Source organism: Hyphococcus luteus, from assembly GCF_002943565.1.
GTDB classification, from domain to species: domain Bacteria; phylum Pseudomonadota; class Alphaproteobacteria; order Caulobacterales; family Parvularculaceae; genus Hyphococcus; species Hyphococcus luteus.
In genome coordinates this window covers 324,930-340,361 of record NZ_PJCH01000015.1, presented here as the reverse complement: position 1 = coordinate 340,361, position 15,432 = coordinate 324,930, and the positions used below count along the sequence as shown (strand labels likewise).

12 protein-coding genes and 2 tRNA genes are annotated in these 15,432 nt (G+C 60.3%); 9 read left to right on the top strand and 5 right to left on the bottom strand.

What is annotated here, in order from left to right; all coding sequences use genetic code 11:
* The first annotated feature begins 1 nt into the window (after position 1).
* From trbF to CW354_RS17740, 6 genes are all read left to right on the top strand, one after another.
* Positions 2-685, top strand: coding sequence for a conjugal transfer protein TrbF (gene trbF / locus CW354_RS17765; protein ID WP_104831414.1), 684 nt, complete (start codon positions 2-4; stop codon positions 683-685).
* Positions 686-783: 98 nt separating this feature from the next.
* The gene (gene trbG, locus CW354_RS17760) at positions 784-1,683 is read left to right on the top strand and encodes a P-type conjugative transfer protein TrbG (protein ID WP_243396451.1); all 900 of its coding nucleotides are present in this window, start codon (positions 784-786) and stop codon (positions 1,681-1,683) included.
* 323 nt (positions 1,684-2,006) lie between these two features.
* On the top strand, positions 2,007-2,948 hold the full coding sequence (locus CW354_RS17755; RefSeq protein ID WP_243396449.1) for a TraB/TrbI/VirB10 family type IV secretion system protein: 942 nt from the start codon (positions 2,007-2,009) through the stop codon (positions 2,946-2,948).
* Complete coding sequence (locus CW354_RS23985; RefSeq protein ID WP_104831412.1) at positions 2,945-3,190, top strand: DUF2274 domain-containing protein; 246 nt, start codon at positions 2,945-2,947, stop codon at positions 3,188-3,190. Before CW354_RS17755 ends, CW354_RS23985 begins: the two co-directional genes overlap by 4 nt.
* Entirely contained in the window at positions 3,187-3,498 is a 312-nt protein-coding gene (locus CW354_RS17745; RefSeq protein ID WP_104831411.1) for a DUF736 domain-containing protein, read from the top strand. Before CW354_RS23985 ends, CW354_RS17745 begins: the two co-directional genes overlap by 4 nt.
* Before the next feature lie 461 nt (positions 3,499-3,959).
* On the top strand, positions 3,960-5,534 hold the full coding sequence (locus CW354_RS17740) for a recombinase family protein (RefSeq protein WP_104831410.1): 1,575 nt from the start codon (positions 3,960-3,962) through the stop codon (positions 5,532-5,534).
* On the opposite strand, the gene CW354_RS17735 is transcribed toward CW354_RS17740, so the two are convergent.
* The 5 genes from CW354_RS17735 to CW354_RS17715 all read right to left on the bottom strand — a co-directional run bounded on the left by CW354_RS17735 (position 5,505) and on the right by CW354_RS17715 (position 12,315).
* Positions 5,505-5,580, bottom strand: a tRNA-Asn gene (locus CW354_RS17735). The genes CW354_RS17740 and CW354_RS17735 overlap by 30 nt on opposite strands.
* A 393-nt stretch (positions 5,581-5,973) precedes the next feature.
* On the bottom strand, positions 5,974-9,162 hold the full coding sequence (locus tag CW354_RS17730) for an efflux RND transporter permease subunit (RefSeq protein ID WP_104831409.1): 3,189 nt from the start codon (positions 9,160-9,162) through the stop codon (positions 5,974-5,976).
* Between the two features lie 4 nt (positions 9,163-9,166).
* Positions 9,167-10,423 (bottom strand): efflux RND transporter periplasmic adaptor subunit, encoded by a 1,257-nt coding sequence (locus CW354_RS17725; RefSeq protein ID WP_104831408.1) that lies wholly within the window; start codon positions 10,421-10,423, stop codon positions 9,167-9,169.
* A 9-nt stretch (positions 10,424-10,432) separates the two neighbouring features.
* On the bottom strand, positions 10,433-11,881 hold the full coding sequence (locus CW354_RS17720) for an efflux transporter outer membrane subunit (RefSeq protein WP_104831407.1): 1,449 nt from the start codon (positions 11,879-11,881) through the stop codon (positions 10,433-10,435).
* 360 nt (positions 11,882-12,241) lie between these two features.
* Positions 12,242-12,315, bottom strand: a tRNA-Cys gene (locus tag CW354_RS17715).
* A 216-nt stretch (positions 12,316-12,531) separates the two neighbouring features.
* Here CW354_RS17715 and CW354_RS17710 point away from each other — a divergent pair.
* The 3 genes from CW354_RS17710 to CW354_RS17700 all read left to right on the top strand — a co-directional run bounded on the left by CW354_RS17710 (position 12,532) and on the right by CW354_RS17700 (position 15,367).
* Positions 12,532-13,185, top strand: coding sequence for a protein-L-isoaspartate O-methyltransferase family protein (locus tag CW354_RS17710; protein WP_104831406.1), 654 nt, complete (start codon positions 12,532-12,534; stop codon positions 13,183-13,185).
* A 135-nt stretch (positions 13,186-13,320) separates the two neighbouring features.
* Positions 13,321-14,679 carry a TolC family outer membrane protein gene (locus CW354_RS17705; RefSeq protein ID WP_165793796.1) on the top strand — a complete coding sequence of 453 codons (1,359 nt, stop codon included), beginning with the start codon at positions 13,321-13,323 and terminating at the stop codon, positions 14,677-14,679.
* A 112-nt stretch (positions 14,680-14,791) separates the two neighbouring features.
* Positions 14,792-15,367, top strand: coding sequence for a DUF2497 domain-containing protein (locus CW354_RS17700; protein ID WP_104831404.1), 576 nt, complete (start codon positions 14,792-14,794; stop codon positions 15,365-15,367).
* The last annotated feature ends 65 nt before the right edge of the window (positions 15,368-15,432 follow it).

The following is a 15,432-nucleotide window of genomic DNA, read 5'->3' as shown; positions in this document are numbered from 1 at the left end:
GATGATGTTCAAACGCTCTTCCGTAAAATACGGCGAGACCCCGGCGCCGGAGACTCCCTATCAACGCGCGCAAGCGATCTGGGATGAGCGGATCGGGTCTTCGCGCGCACAGGCCGCGAATTGGAGATTGGCGACTTTCGGATCGCTCATCATTGCTTTGTCAGCAGTCGGCGGACTCATTTGGCAATCGACGCAATCTATTGTGACGCCTTATGTCGTCGAAGTTGGTGCTGCGGGGACAGTCCGCGCCATCGGCCCGGCGACTGAAACTTACAAACCGAAAGACGCGCAGATCGCCCATCACATCGCGAACTTTATTCGCAATGTGCGCTCCATTTCGATTGACCCCGTGGTGGTCCGCGAAAACTGGCTGAAAGCCTATGACTTCGCCACTGATCGAGGCGCCGTCGCGTTAAATGATTATGCGCGCGAGCATGATCCCTTCGCCGAAATCGGCCGTCGCAGCGTCAATGTGGAAGTGACCAGCGTGGTGCGCGCCAGCGATGACAGCTTCGAAGTGCGCTGGATAGAAAAGACTTACACCAACGGCCAGTTTGAGAGACAGGAGCGGTTTACCGCCCATATCACGATTGTCCTGTCGCCGCCGCGTACAGCGGAAGCGATCCATAAAAACCCGCTCGGAATTTACGTTCACGGAATCAATTGGTCGAAGGACCTCTCATGAGGAGGCTTGGTATGAGGCGTTTATTATTACTAGCGAGCGTCGCTGGATTAGCCGGGTGCGAAACGGCGACGTTTGAGGCGCCTCTTGATCCGGCGCCAATGAAGCCCGCGCGAGAGATCGCCTTTGGTGCGGACGAGCCATTGCGCGAGATCGTCGAGACGGCAAGGCCTTATCCGTTACCTGGACAATTGAGACCGAAAGAAGAACCCGCGCCGCCGCCATCGCTCGCCCCTTTCGAACGGATCGACGCCGCAAACGACCGCGCCAAGGTGGAGCCCGACCTCGACCGGTTTCTCAATGCCGTTCAGGTCTATCCCTTCATGGACGGCGCGCTTTATCGACTTTATGCGGCGCCGGAGCAGGTGACGGATATCGCGCTGGAGCCAGGCGAAATTCTCAATTCGGTTTCCGCTGGCGATACGGTTCGCTGGATTGTCGGCGATACGACCAGCGGCGGGCCCTATGGAAATAATGGCGGCGAGCGCGTGCATATTCTCGTAAAGCCCATTGCGCCGGACCTGAAAACGAATCTTGTCATCACAACGGACCGGCGCGCCTATCACCTTGAAATGCGCTCGTTTCGCGAAACCTATATGGCGGCGATTTCCTGGACCTATCCGCAGGACCAGTTCAAACGCCGTCGTGACGAGAATGAACAGCAGCGCAAGCGCGACGAAATGATCGTCGCAGCGGGCGTATCGCCCGGCGATTTGCAATTTCGGTATGAAATCGAGGGCGACAAACCGCATTGGCGTCCTGTCCGCGTTTTCGATGACGGGCGTCAGGTGTTCATTCAGTTCCCTGAGAACATATCGCAAGGCGAAGCGCCGCCACTTTTCGTTCTCGGACGCAAAGGGGACCCTGAACTCGTCAATTACCGGATGCGCGGCAACTACTATGTCGTCGATCGTCTCTTTGCGGCCGCTGAACTGCGTCTCGGCGGGAAGAGACAGGACGTTGTCCGGATCGTGCGAACCGATCTGAAGAGGCGGTCGTGACCGAACGTGAAAAAGTAGATCCATCGACGCTTAAACTGCGGCCCCGGCCGAGACCGGTCACGCGACTCAACAAAAATGCGCTGATGCTGGCGGCGGGCGGGGCAGCGCTCGTTATCTTCGCTGCGACAAGCATTGCGTTGAAACCGCCGCGCGCGGCGAGCGATGCGCGCCCTCAAGAGCTATACAATGTGGATACGAAGCCGACCGCCGAAGGGCTAGAGGCTTTGCCGGAAAGTTACGCCGATATCCGCCCGCCGCTCGGGCGTCCGTTACCCGGCGACCTTGGCGCAGCGCTTCTTCGCGCCCAGCAGGCGGCGCAAGACTTGGATCCGTCGGGAATCGACCTCTCGGCGCCGCCGCCGGTCGCACCGTTCCGGAATTCACCCGAGGCCGATGCGGCGAGGGAGGCGGCCCTCCGGGAAGCGCAAATGGCTGCCGATGCGCGCGAGGCGGGGGTGTTCTTTCAATTGTCGACGCCCGCAGTTCAGGCGATCAACAAAGGAAGCGCTTCCGAGCGCGTGTCGCCATTTGATATTGCATCGGCCTTTCAGAGCGCCGCACCGACGCCGGTGCCGTTCGGCAGCGAACGGGACAACGATCCGAGCCGGCAATTCCGCAAACTTCAGTTTCTGGAGGGTGACCTCGATTCCGCGACTAACAACGGCCATCGTCTCGAAGATCCGGAAACGCCATTCGAAGTCATGGCCGGCTCGATCATCCCGGCAAGCCTGATCACGGGTGTTAACTCCGACTTGCCAGGAACGGTCGTCGCGCAGGTCACGCAAAATGTTTACGACACGGTAAGCGGCCAATATGTGCTGATCCCCCAGGGCGCGAAAATAATTGGCCGATACGACAGCGTGATCGCGTTTGGGCAGTCCCGCGCCCTTTTGGTCTGGTCGCGCATTATTTATCCCGACGGCGCATCTATTGTGATCGAAAACATGCCGGCGAGCGACGTATCCGGTTTTGCCGGCCTTGCTGACAAGGTGGACTTTCATACATTCCGTTTGCTGAAAGGCATTGTCCTTTCAACATTACTCGGCGTCGGAACGGAACTGTCTTTCGGCGATTCTGAAAGCGATCTGGTTGAGGCGCTCAGAGAGTCCGCGCAGGCATCCGCCAACCAGGCCGGCCAAAGAATTATTCAGAGAAATCTCGACACCCAGCCGACAATCAGAATCAGGCCCGGATGGCCGTTCCGCATCATCGTTCACAAGGATCTCGTCCTTCGCCCGTATGAAGCGGAAGGAGCAATCCGATGACTCTTAAGCTCGGCCCGATTCCGGAACGCGCTCCGGTCAAGCTTAACATATCGCTGGCACCCCCTGTTCACGAAGCGCTTGTTGACTATGCGGCGCTTCACGAGCGCGCCTATGGCGCGAAGGCGTCGATCCCCGAAGTCGTAGCGTTAATGATCGAAAACTTCCTGGAAAGTGACCGGTCCTTTCGGCGCGCGCGCAAAACCCTTCATCAACCCGTGAAAACAAAGGAGACTTCAAAATGAGCGTAATCGGCACATTTTCGAAAAGCCCGGATGGATACGTTGGAACGATCCGAACCATGACCATCAACGTGAAAGCGAAAATCGTCGCCAACGACAAGAACGGAAATGACAAAGCGCCAGACTTTCGAATTATCGCCGGTGGCGCGGAGCTTGGCGCCGCCTGGCGTTCGAACAGCTCCGGCGAGGAGAAAAAGTCGTTTCTCAGCGTTGAGCTCGATGATCCGAGCTTTGCTGCTCCCGTCCGCGCGGCGTTTTTTGAGAATGCGGACGACGGGACCGGCGCTCTGGTTTGGAGTCGCAATCGATAAATTTTAAGTTGGTAAGGTGGCGTAGATCGATGAAAACTCCAAGACGGCAGTTGCATAATTCAGGTTTGGGAGACGCCAACCGCTCGCCCCTTCCTCGGGCTCGTAAATTTCCTAAGCCGGAATTGATTCGTAGAACAATGGATGAATGGCAGCCGCACTACGCACACAGGCTGACACAGGAAGACGCCCGGGAGATCGTCGATAACGCCGTTGGCTTTTTTCGGATTCTTCGAGAATGGAAAATTGCGGAACAGAAGGCGCAAGCAGGACATTCGAAGCACAATTAGAAAATGCGCGGTCCTTCAATGAAGCGCGTTCTGTTCTAATTGCGGCCAACCGGTTGATTGGCCCGCAATTTCCCCAAATTTGATTCGTCGAACATTTTAGGAACAAGCCATTCGCACCGAGCCCGAATGATGCTAGAGAATCTATATTTCTCGTGAAGCTGAACGGACGGACCCATGGCCTCTCGAAACTGGGGAAAAACTCAATCAAAGCAGCAAACTGCGCCGCGCGCTGTAGTCTATGCACGCGTTTCCTCTAAAGAGCAGGAAAAAGAAGGGTTTTCGATTCCCGCGCAGTTGAAGCTCTTAAGCGAATACGCGGCGATAAACGGAATCCGCGTGGTTGAAGAATTTGTCGATGTTGAAACGGCCAAGAAAAGCGGCCGCACGCATTTCGACAAAATGATGACTTATCTGCGTCGCCATCCGACCGTGCGCGTATTGTTGGTCGAGAAAACGGACCGCCTTTATCGGAATCTAAAGGATTGGGTGACCGTCGATGATTTGGACGTCGAGATCCATTTCGTAAAAGAGGGAACGGTTCTTTCCTACGACTCGCGGTCGTCCGAAAAATTCATGCACGGCATCAAAGTTTTGATGGCCAAGAATTACATCGACAATCTTTCGGAGGAAACCCGGAAAGGAATGCTGGAAAAGGCGGAACAGGGGATTTGGCCGTCCTGCGCTCCGCTGGGCTATCACAATACCGACGGACCGAATGGGAAGAAGATAATCGAAGTCGATCCCGTCGCTGGACCGCTCATTGCCAAAATGTTTGAATGGTATGCAACGGGCCGTTACTCACTTCGGCAGCTTGGCGTTAAAGCACGCTCTCACGGGTTGACGTTTCGGAAGAGCGGCCAACCTGTAACCAACAGCACGATTCATAAAATTCTCCGCAACCGAATTTATACGGGCGAGTTCGATTGGAAAGGGAAGCGATATCAGGGCAGCCATGAGCCACTCGTAACGAATGAATTATGGTCGCGCGTCCAGGGCGTATTGGATGGAAGAAACACATCCAAGCTGCGGGGATCATCTGCGCATGACTTCGCCTTTACCGGGTTGATCACTTGCGGCCATTGCGGCTGCGCCATGGTCGGAGAGCTGAAAAAGAAAAAATACGTCTACTATCATTGCACTGGGTTTAAGGGAAAATGCGGCGAGCCCTATACGCGTGAAGAAGTGTTGGAAGAGAAATTCACTTCATTTTTGCGTAAGCTCCGATTCGATGATGACGTTTTTGAGTGGGTCAGCCGGGCGCTGAAAGACAGCTGCGCCGACGAGAAGCGCGAGCATGCCGAGGCCATCGCCAGGCTTGAGAAAGAGCGAAATCGGCTGCAGCAGCGAATTGACGCCATGTATATCGATAAGCTCGACGGGCGGGTGTCAGAAGAGTTTTATGACCGAATGCGGACCCAGTGGCGCGACGAGCAGGCGCGTTGTGCGAAGGACATCGAGCGTCATGAAATGGCTGACGATTCCTACATGGACGAGGGTATCGAACTTTTGAAATTGGCGAAGGACGCCCATCGCCTGTTCGAAAAACAGTCGGCAAAAGAGAAGTCGAGGATGCTGAATTTCTTACTTTCGAACTGCACCTGGGCGCACGGAGAATTGAACGCAGAATTCAAGCAACCTTTTGATTCTCTTGCAGAAACGGCAATGATTGCAGCGCAAGCCTCGGCATCGAAAATGGGCGATTCGGCTCGTTTTGAAAAATGGCTCCCCGAACTGGACTCGAACCAGTGACCCGCTGATTAACAGTCAGCTGCTCTACCAACTGAGCTATCGGGGAACGCCCGTGAGAGGCGGCGTATAGCAAGCGCGCGGCGCTGAATCCATACCTTATTTGCTGGGCGGCGCGCATTTTTTTCGTCGCTCGAGGGATAAAGCGGGCGCGGCGGCCGGGCCGCAAAACTGTCATGGAATCAGCGCTAAAGACGCTGCGCCGGTCTCATGATGCGCCGCCGGCCGGCCTTATAAGGGATGGAAAAGGGGCCTAAAAAGCGAGGCGGCCGCGCTTGGGGGAAACGCGGCCGGTACTCACTGTCGTGGGGTATGGTGGGGTATCTTCTCGGGAGAAGACAGGGATTAAGGTCTCATCAAGGTCTTAACATAAGGTTAACGGCTAAGGGCCCGTTTCCGGGCCCTTTTTCAGTCTCGCCAGCGGTTTTGAAGGACCGGCCGACTATTCCGCCGGATCCCAGAGCGGATTGCGCCGACCGCTGATGCCTTGAACGTGACCTTCATGCGATTCGCCGTAATCGGAATGCTCCGAGGCGCCGTGGCCCACGGGGGCTTGTTTCTGGCCGGTCCAGGCCCAGCGGTAGAAGCGGGAGATGTCCGCCCCGACCGCATACATGGCCGGCACGAAGAGCAGCGTCACGAAGGTCGCGAAAAAGACGCCGAAAGCGAGGGAGACGACGGTCGGCATCAGGAACTGCGCCGAGGTCGAGCGCTCGAACATGATCGGCAAAAGGCCCACAAAAGTCGTCAGCGAGGTCAGGAGAATGGGGCGGAAGCGCCCGACGCCGGCTTTGACCAGCGCCGAAATCGCGCCTTCGCCTTCGTCGCGCAGCCGGTTCACATAGTCGATCAGAACGAGGTTGTCGTTGACGACGACGCCCGCCGCCGCCGCAATCCCGAAGAAGGAGAAGAGCGCGAAATCGAGGCCGAAGAGGAAATGGCCGAAGGCCGCGCCCATAAAGCCGAAGGGGATCGCCGACATGACGAGCAGCGGCTGGAAATAAGAGCCGAAAGCGATCGCCAGGAGTACATACATGGCGAAGAAGGCGGCTATCTGAAGCACCGCCCATTCGCCGATGAATTCCTGCTGCTCCTCGGCGTCGCCGCGCTGGGCGAGGGAAACGTCCGGATGGCGCTGCTTGAATTCAGGCGCGAATTCGTCGCGGTAGATTTTCATCACTGCTTCGCGGTCGGCGCCTTCGTGCAGCTCCGCCGTCACGCGCGCCGAACGCTGACGGTCGCGCCGGTCGATGCGTTTGAAGCTCGGCGCGAATTTGGCGTCGGCGACGGCGGTAAGCGGCACTTCGCGGCCGTCCGGCGTACGGATGCGCATGCTTTCGATGGTCGTCAGCGATTCCCGGTCCGATTTCGGATAGCGCACCATGACGCGCACATCCTGGCCGCCACGGGGCAGGCGCTGCACTTCCTCGCCGTAAAACGCCTGGCGGATCTGGCCCGAGACCGAAGCGAGGGTGAGGCCGAACCGTTCGGCGCCGGGTTTCAGCTCCACCTGTAATTCCGGCGTGGCGGACTGCAGGTTGTTTCGGACGTCATAGGTTCCGGGCAGGGTGCGCAGGAAATTCTGCAGATCGAGAACGCCGAGACGCAATTCTTCGAGCTTGTCCGATTCAATGCCGAAGGAAAGGTCCGGCCCGCCGTCATTGAGTGTGTAGCTGATCGTCACTTCTTCCGCATCGGGAATATCGCCGAGCTTCTCGCGGAAAAGCTCCGCGACCTCCTTGGTGGACTGGCGGCGTTTATCGGCCTCGACAATCGTGACGTAAGCGTCAATGTCTTGTTCGTCGGCGCCGATATAAACATATTTGACGAATTCAAGGTCCGGCGTGTTGAGCTCCGCCTTGAGTTCGTCGGCGGCGCGTTCGACTTCGTCGAAAACCTGCTGGCTGCGCGCCCAGGGCGAGCCCTCCGGCATGCGCACGGTGAGCGAAAGGAACGTGCCTTGCACTTCCGGCTGGAACTTGAAGGCAATCCATCCGGAGGCCAGAAGCGAGGCTGCAATCATGAAAGCGCCGATGAAAAACGCGACGGTGAAATAGCGGAATTTCAGCGCCATTTTGACGGCTGGACGGTAGACCGTGTCAGCGAACGTCATCAGTCCTTCGGCAAAGAAGCGCTGCAGCCTGTAATAGACGCCATCCTTATTCTGCGGCTTCATGTGGGACAGGTGCGAGGGCAGGATCAGGAAAGATTCGATCAGCGAAAACAGGAGCGCAAAGATGATCGTGTAGCTGATATGCTTGGTGAACTGGGTCACGCCGCCGGACAGAAGCAGCCAGGGCAGGAAGGTGATCATCGTCGTCAGGACGGCGAAAATGACCGGTTTGGCGACGAGCTGGGTTGCAATGGTCGCCGCATTGACGCCCTTGCCGCCGGCCTCCACCTCGTTGTGAATGGCTTCGCCGACGATGATCGCGTCGTCGACGACGACGCCGATCACAAGCAGGAAAGCGAACAACGACAGCATGTTCAGCGAAACGCCGACCGCCGGCAAAAAGATGAACGCGCCGGCGAACGAAATGGCGATGCCTACCGTCACCCACATCGCCACGATGGGGCGCAGGAACAAAAGCAACACGATCATCACGAGGCCGAGGCCGATCAGCGCGTTCGAGGCCACGAGATTGACGCGCTCGAAATAAAGATCGGCGAAGTCGAACCAGATATTCAGTTCCGCCGTGCCTTCGAGCTCCTTGTTCTTTTCCGCCAGCCAGTCGTCCACGGCTTTAGAGAGCGTGACAATGTTCAAGGTCTCCGGCGCCTGCACGATGAGGTTCACCACCGGCTTGCCGTTCATTTCCCGGATGGACTTCGAATCTTCAAAACCGTCCACGACGTTTGCGACGTCGCGCACGCGAATGGTGGAGCCGTCGGCGAGCTGGCGAACGATGATGTTTTCGAATTCTTCTTCAGAATCGGCGAGATTGCGGGTGGCGAGCTGAATGTTGCCGGTGTCTGTGCGCACCTGCCCGCCGGCGAGATTAAGGGATGAGCCGCGAATCGCGTTCGCAACATCGTCGAAGGTCAGCCCGTAACGGCGCAGCGCCTCTTCGGAGACTTCAATCGAGACTTCTTCATTGCGGATGCCCCAGGTGTCCACCAGCGGCGAACCATTCGGAATTTGCGCCAGTTCATCGCGCAGCTCCCGGCCGAGACGATAAAGCTCTCGCGGTTCAAGATCGCCATAGATGGCGATGAACTGCGTCTGACTCTGATTGCGCCATTGCTGAATAACGGGCGGGAAGGCGTCCTGCGGCAGAGTGGAGATGCCGTCGACGCGGTTCTTGATTTCGTTGAGGAAGAAGGTCGGATCGACCGTGTCGGCGCCTTCCACATTGACGCTGGCGACGCCTTCGCGCGCCGTCGAGGTGATGTGTTCAAGGCCGTCGACATCGGAGATCGCCTCTTCGATGCGCAGGATGATCTGTTCCTCCACTTCCTGCGGCGAGGCGCCGGGCCAGGCGACGGAGATGTTGGCGCCGTTGAAGGAAGCGGAGGGAAAAACCTCGCGCTCCATTTTCGTAAAGGCGATGAGGCCCGCAATGATGCAGGACACCATCAAAAGGTTGGCCGCGACCGAATTCTTCGCCCACCATGCGATCAGTCCGTTCATGCCCCTAGTCTCCCGAGGTCACGTTCTGCGCCGTCGTGCGGGCGGAGGCGGGATCGGGCTCGTCCGGGTTTTCGGCGCCGGGTGTTCCCTGAAGCGGATCGGCCGGGCTCACCTCGTCGCCTTCCGAAGCACCGCGCAAGGGCGAGGTGACGATGCGCGCGCCGGGTTCGACGCCGCTGGCGATGGTGATCGTGTCCCGGTCGGTGGTGACGATGTTGACCTTATGGGCGACGAGCGTGTCGTCTTCGCTGATTGAATAGACGGTGTCGCGGCCATAAAGCGCCGAGCGCGGCAGGACGATCGCATTTTCGTAAGGTTTGCCGGTGATCACGGCGTCCACATAAAGGCCCATGGCGAGCGGCGTGCCGTCGTCCGAGCCTTCGCCGTAAGGGTCGTCAAGCACGGCGATGGCGATGACCTGACGGGTGGCGGCGTCGATGGCCCCTTCCGTGCGGGCGATGCGGCCCTCCCAGTGATGCGTCTCGCCGGCGATCATGGCGCTCATCCTGACGACCGGGCCGGGCTCGTCTTCAGTTTCTGTAAAGGCGAGCGGCAAGCCGAGCTTGGCGAGATCGTTGTCGGTCAGCGCCAGGCGGATTTCGGCGATGTCGGTCGAGAAAATCCGGCCGAGCTGCGCGCCCGGCGTCACATACTGACCGATGCCGGCGATGCGTTCGCGCACCCGGCCCGGAAACGGGGCGCGGATGGTCGTGCGTTCGAGATTGAGGCGCGCAGCGTCATATTCGGCCTGCGCCGCTTCGAAATTGGCGCGCGCTTGGGCGAGCTGGGGAATGCGCAGGGTGAGATCGGACGGCTGCTCGCCGGCGCCGAGATCGAGTTCTTCATAATCGCGGCGGGCGAGGTCGGCTTCGGCTTCTTCGAGGCGCAGCGCTTGTTCGGCTTGCGCAACGCGCGCCTTGGCGGCGGCCGCCGCCGCGCGATAATCGGCGTCTTCGATCTTGATCAGCATGTCGTCTTCGTCGAAGGCGCCGCCATTGACGAAATGATCGGACGTATCGACCACGCGGCCTGCGACCTGCGCCGTCAGGTTGATGTCGGTGCGCGGGCGCACTTCGCCCTGCGCAGCGACGTCAAGCGTCACCGATTGCGTATTGGCGACCGTGAAGAACACGGAAGGGGCCGTGATCTCAGGCTCCTGACGTTCCGGTTGCGGCCGCAACATAAAGATTCCGGCGATCAGGAGACCGAAGACAACGAAAATCCCGATCGTGCCGAAGATGGTGAAAAACTTGCGGAACATGACGCTTCCTTACTCTCCCGTGTCCGCTTGCAGCGCTGCGAGCCTTTCTTCCGTCAGGAAGTCGCCGCCAATGGCGAGATAGAGCTGGACGCGGTTAGAAACGCGCTGCTGCTGGGCCTGGATGTAAGAACTTTCCGCGGAAATCCGGCGGGTTTGCGCATCCAGAAGGTTGAAGATGGTGGCGGCGCCGCTTGAATAGCGCCGCTCGGTGAGGTCTTCGGCCGCCGCCGCTTCTTCATAGGCAAGGCGCAAGGCTTCCTCGCGCGCGGCGAGAAGCGTCTCGGCGGCGATCGCATTTTCCGCTTCCTGATAAGCGGCGAGGACGGTCTGAACGTAATTGTACAGAGAGGCCTCGGCGGCGGCGCGGGCGCGCTTCGAATTGGCGAGGATCCGTCCGCCCTGGAAGAGCGGCTGGAAAAGGCCGCCGGCGATATTGCCCGCAAGGCGTTGCGGATCGACGAGATCGGCGAAGTCGGGTCCCGACGTGCCGGCGCGCGAGGAGAGGGTCAGCTGCGGCAAAAATTGCTTGCGCGCGGCGCGGGCTTGAAGGCCGGCGGCCTCCATGCGCGCTTCGGCGGCGACGAGATCGGGGCGGCGGGAAAGGATGTCGCCGGGCGCGCCGGCGCCGGCAAGCGGCGGCAGGTCCGGCAAGGCGGCGGCGGCTTCGAGTTCGGCCGCCGGATAACGTCCGAGCAGGACTTCGAGCGCGCGCGAGGCTTCAAGTTCGAGGCGTTGGCGCAGGGCGAGGTTGGCCCGGCTCGAGCCGAGCGCGGAACGGGAAAGACGCACGTCGAGGCTTGACGAGACGCCGCGCTCATAGCGGCGCTCGGTGACGCGTAAATTTCGTTCGCGCGCTTCAGTGTCGCGTTCGGCGAGTTCGCGCTGCTGGCGCGCTTCAATCAATGAGAACCAGGCCTGCGCCACGCGCCCGGCGATAGAGAGGTGCGCGCCGGCGAGATCGGCGTAGGCGGCTTTCGCCTCTTTGTAAGAGGCGCGTGTTTCGTCGGTCAGGCGGCCCCAGATATCGAGCTCCCAGTTCAGCTGTCCGCCAAGGGAGAAATTATTGATGTAGAGACGGGTTGAGCCGCTGCCGGCGCTGCCGCCAGCCTGCGCCGCCGTTGTCGGGTCCGTAACGATGGCGTTGCGCTGCGCGTTGAAATTGGCGCCGATGGTCGGAAGCTGGTTCGCCAGGGTGATGCGCGCGCCGGCGCGGGCCTGTTCGAGATTGGCGGCGGCGGCGAGCAGATCGTTGTTGTGAACCATGGCTTCACTGATCAGTGAGCGCAGCGTCGTGTCGTCGAACGCCGCGACCCAGTCGCCCGTCGGCGCGCCGACAACACCCTCGTCCGCCGTCCAGGCGGACGGCGTGTCCGGCAGCTGCGCTTCGAGCAATTCCTGGTTTACGCTTGCGCAGGAAGCCGTCATCAACGCCGCCAGCGCCACGCTCCCGATTCGCATAAAATCCACTCCTAAAATCGTCTACATGCCCTTTAACGGGCGAGCGCCCTGTACTTGTCGCTTGTTCGCCGGAACCGCAAGCGCGAAGCGGCGGGCGGTTCCAAGGATGCGGCGAACAGCGTTTACGCGGCGTTATTCCTAACCAATTGAAAACAGGCGGACTTAAAATTTTAATGAAGAGATAAGGCTGCAAACGCCCGAAAACATGGCCAAAAATAGAGAAAAATGAAATAGAGTCAGCATGTTGTATGGAGGCCACGGCCGGAATCGAACCGCCCGCGCGCGACCGCGCGCGAATTTTCAAAGCGCCGGTGAGGCCGATCATCACTTTGCGGGCTGACGTCTGATTATCCAGGATTTTGGAGGCCACGGCCGGAATCGAACCGGCGTACACGGCTTTGCAGGCCGCTGCGTCACCACTCCGCCACGTGGCCAAGTCAAGAAGAGACGGCGGTGGTGGGCGCCAGTCTCGAAGGGCCGACCTCATAGCGCGGGGCGCCGGTCCGGTCAAAGCCTGTTTTGGCTCTGTTTTGAGCCGCTCAGGCGGATTGGCGCCGCGGGCGCCCGAATTGCGCTTTTTGGCGCGTTGCCAGCCGCGGCGGCCGGATGTATGCCGCTCCTGAAAAGATCTGACGGATAGGGGCCTTCCCATGGATTTCAAAGCGGCGCGGCGACGGATGGTGGACAGCCAGGTGCGCACCAATGACGTGACGGATCTGCGCCTGCAGACGGCGCTCGAAACGATCCCCCGGGAAAACTTCCTGCCTGCCGGGCTGCGCGATCAGGCTTATGTGGAGCGCGAACTCGCCTATGCGCCGGGCCGCGCCATGATGACGGTGCGCGACTTCGCCAAGCTGGTCGACGCCGCGGATCCGGCCGCCGGCGATCTGTGTCTCGCCGTCGCGGCGGGAACCGGCTATTCGACGGCGGTTCTCGCGCGCCTCGTCGATATGGTCGTGGCGGTGGAGGGCGACGAGGCGCTGGCCGCCGCCGCCCAGGAGAACCTCACCAGGCTCGGCGTCAGCAATGCGGCGGTCCTCAATACGGATAACGCCAAGGGGGCGGCCGATCAGGGGCCTTACGACCTGATCTTCATCGACGGCGTCATTGAAAAACGTCCCGAGGCGCTTCTGGCGCAGCTGAAAGACGGCGGGCGTCTCGCCGCGATTCAGCGCAAAAACGACGTCTCGCGCGGGGTGATCTACTGGCGCTCCGGCGACGCCTTTGGCTGTAAGGAAAAATTCGACGCATCGGTGAAAATCGTGCTGCCGGGCTTTGCGGCGGAAAAAACTTTCGTCTTTTAACTGTAAATTCACGCTGCAAGCTGCTGAATCGCCTTGAAGAACGCCGGTGAAGGCGCAGATTAGCCCTGCGCCGCAAGGATAAGGGCGCCGCAAGGAAAGGCGGAGCCGTTTTAAACACGGCAAGGAGCGTTGGTTTTGCGAGTTTCTCTATCCTTTCTGGCCTTGCTGGCGGCGCTCGGGGCGGGCGCGCCCGCCGCGGGCGAGACGCTGGATGACGCGCTGGCGCTCGCCTATCAGACCAATCCGACCATTCGCGCCGAACGGGCCCGGCTGCGCGCCGTCCGCGAGTCGAAAGCGCAGGCTTGGGCCGGGGCGCTGCCGCAGGTTTCCGCCTCGGCGAGCTATCAAAAGACCGATCAAACCGTCACGTCGCTGTTCAGCGCAGACCCGAACGATCCCGATCCGACGCCGCAGGCGCAATCGACGAATTTCGAGCCGCTGACCGCCGGCGTCACCGCCGAGCAGCCGGTCTTTACGGGCTTTCGCAATTACAACGCCATCAAACAGGCCGGCGCGCGCATTCGCGCCGGCGGCGCGCAGCTCGTCGCGACAGAGCAGCAGGTGCTCTATGATGTGGCGGCCGCTTATTTCAACGTTCAGCGCAATATGGCGGTGTTCGAACTCAGCAACCGCAATGTGGTGGTGCTCGACCGTCAACGGGAAATGGCGCAGGCGCGTTTCGATGTGGGCGAACTGACCCGGACCGATGTGGCGCAGGCCGAAGCGCGGCTCGCCGAAGCGCGCGCGCGGCTTTCCACGGCGCAGGGCGATCTCGCCATTGCGCGGTCGGCCTACGCCGAGCTTGTGGGCCAGCTTCCGGGCGATCTTGAGCCGGTGGAGACATTGCCCGAATTGCCTGACACGCTGGAAGAGGCGCAGGCGATCGCCGAGCAATATGCGCCGGCGCTCATCGCCGCGCGCGAGCAGGCCGAGATTTCGCGCCGGCAAGTGAATATCGCCAGAGGCACATTCCTGCCGTCGGTGTCGCTGACCGCAGGCTATCAGTATGCGGAAGAGCCGAGTTTTTTCGTCAACAACAGCGAAGAATTCAGCTTCGGCGCCCGGGCGTCGATGCCGATCTTTCTCGGCGGGCTCAATTTTTCGAAAGTGCGCGAAGCCAAGGCGCTGCATTCGAGCGACCGCTCGAAGATCGATGAAGCCAAGCGCGCGGTCGACGCGCAGACTATTTCCGCCTGGGAGAAGCTTGTCGCCGCCCGCGCCGTAGCGCGCTCCGCCGCTTCGTCGGTGGAGGCGAACACGCTGGCGCTGGAAGGGGTCCGCCAGGAAGAGCGGGTCGGAACGCGCACGACCCTTGACGTGTTGAACGCCGAGCAGGAAATGCTGAACGCCGAAGTCTCTCTTGTCAGCGCCCAGCGGGACGCCCAGACAGCCGCCTTTGGCCTGCTCGCCGCCATCGGCATGCTGACCCCCGAGGCGGCGGGGCTGTCGGCGGAAGAACTTGAAGCCGCGGCCGCCGAGCTTTATCAGGATTAACCTTCGGGTAAGCTAGGCCTTGATAAGTGCCGCGAAGCGCCTGAAAACGGCGGGAGAACAGGCGCACCGCGCCGATTTTTCCGATTTGGCCCGCCAGAGGGACCCTAGGTCAATGGACAACGCCCAGCCCGAACCGAGTATGGAAGAGATTCTCGCCTCGATCCGCCGGATTATTTCTGAGGACGAGGACGATCAGGCCAAACCGGCCGCGGCGGCCCCGCCGTCTGCGGCGGCGGCGCCCAAGCCCGAGCTTACGCTGAAACCGGCCGCGCCGGCTGCTGATCACAAACCGGCTGCGGAGGCGTCAGGACAGCCTCAGGAATCCAAGCCTGCGCCCGAACCGGAAACGTCGGCGGCTCCTGATGCGGTGCCGGCGCCGGCCGAGGCTCAGCCCGAGACCGGAACTGAAGACGTCGAAGGGGCGAAGAAAACGATGGCGGCCACCATGCAAGACGAAATCGAAGACGAGATCCTCGACCAGACGACTGCGGCGGCGGCGTCCAAGGCCTTTACGACGCTTTCGCAATCGGTCCGCGTGTCCGAAGGGCCGGGGCGCACGCTTGAAGACATCGTCACCGAGATGCTGCGGCCCATGGTCAAGGAATGGCTCGACGCTAATCTTCCGGCGATTGTCGAGGAAAAGGTCGAGGAAGAAGTACAGCGGGTGGCGCGCCGCCGACGCAGCTAGGCCTTGCCGCTATCGGGAAAAACAGCCGGCCTTTTGAGGCCGGCTTTTTCTTTTGGCGCGGAGTG

Coding starts and splice junctions, on each gene's coding strand:
- trbF (WP_104831414.1), top strand. CDS start 2: ATGATGTTCAAACGCTCTTCCGTAAAATACGGCGAGACCCCGGCGCCG.
- trbG (WP_243396451.1), top strand. CDS start 784: ATGAAGCCCGCGCGAGAGATCGCCTTTGGTGCGGACGAGCCATTGCGC.
- CW354_RS23985 (WP_104831412.1), top strand. CDS start 2,945: ATGACTCTTAAGCTCGGCCCGATTCCGGAACGCGCTCCGGTCAAGCTT.
- CW354_RS17745 (WP_104831411.1), top strand. CDS start 3,187: ATGAGCGTAATCGGCACATTTTCGAAAAGCCCGGATGGATACGTTGGA.
- CW354_RS17740 (WP_104831410.1), top strand. CDS start 3,960: ATGGCCTCTCGAAACTGGGGAAAAACTCAATCAAAGCAGCAAACTGCG.
- CW354_RS17730 (WP_104831409.1), bottom strand. CDS start 9,162: ATGAACGGACTGATCGCATGGTGGGCGAAGAATTCGGTCGCGGCCAAC.
- CW354_RS17725 (WP_104831408.1), bottom strand. CDS start 10,423: ATGTTCCGCAAGTTTTTCACCATCTTCGGCACGATCGGGATTTTCGTT.
- CW354_RS17720 (WP_104831407.1), bottom strand. CDS start 11,881: ATGCGAATCGGGAGCGTGGCGCTGGCGGCGTTGATGACGGCTTCCTGC.
- CW354_RS17710 (WP_104831406.1), top strand. CDS start 12,532: ATGGATTTCAAAGCGGCGCGGCGACGGATGGTGGACAGCCAGGTGCGC.
- CW354_RS17700 (WP_104831404.1), top strand. CDS start 14,792: ATGGACAACGCCCAGCCCGAACCGAGTATGGAAGAGATTCTCGCCTCG.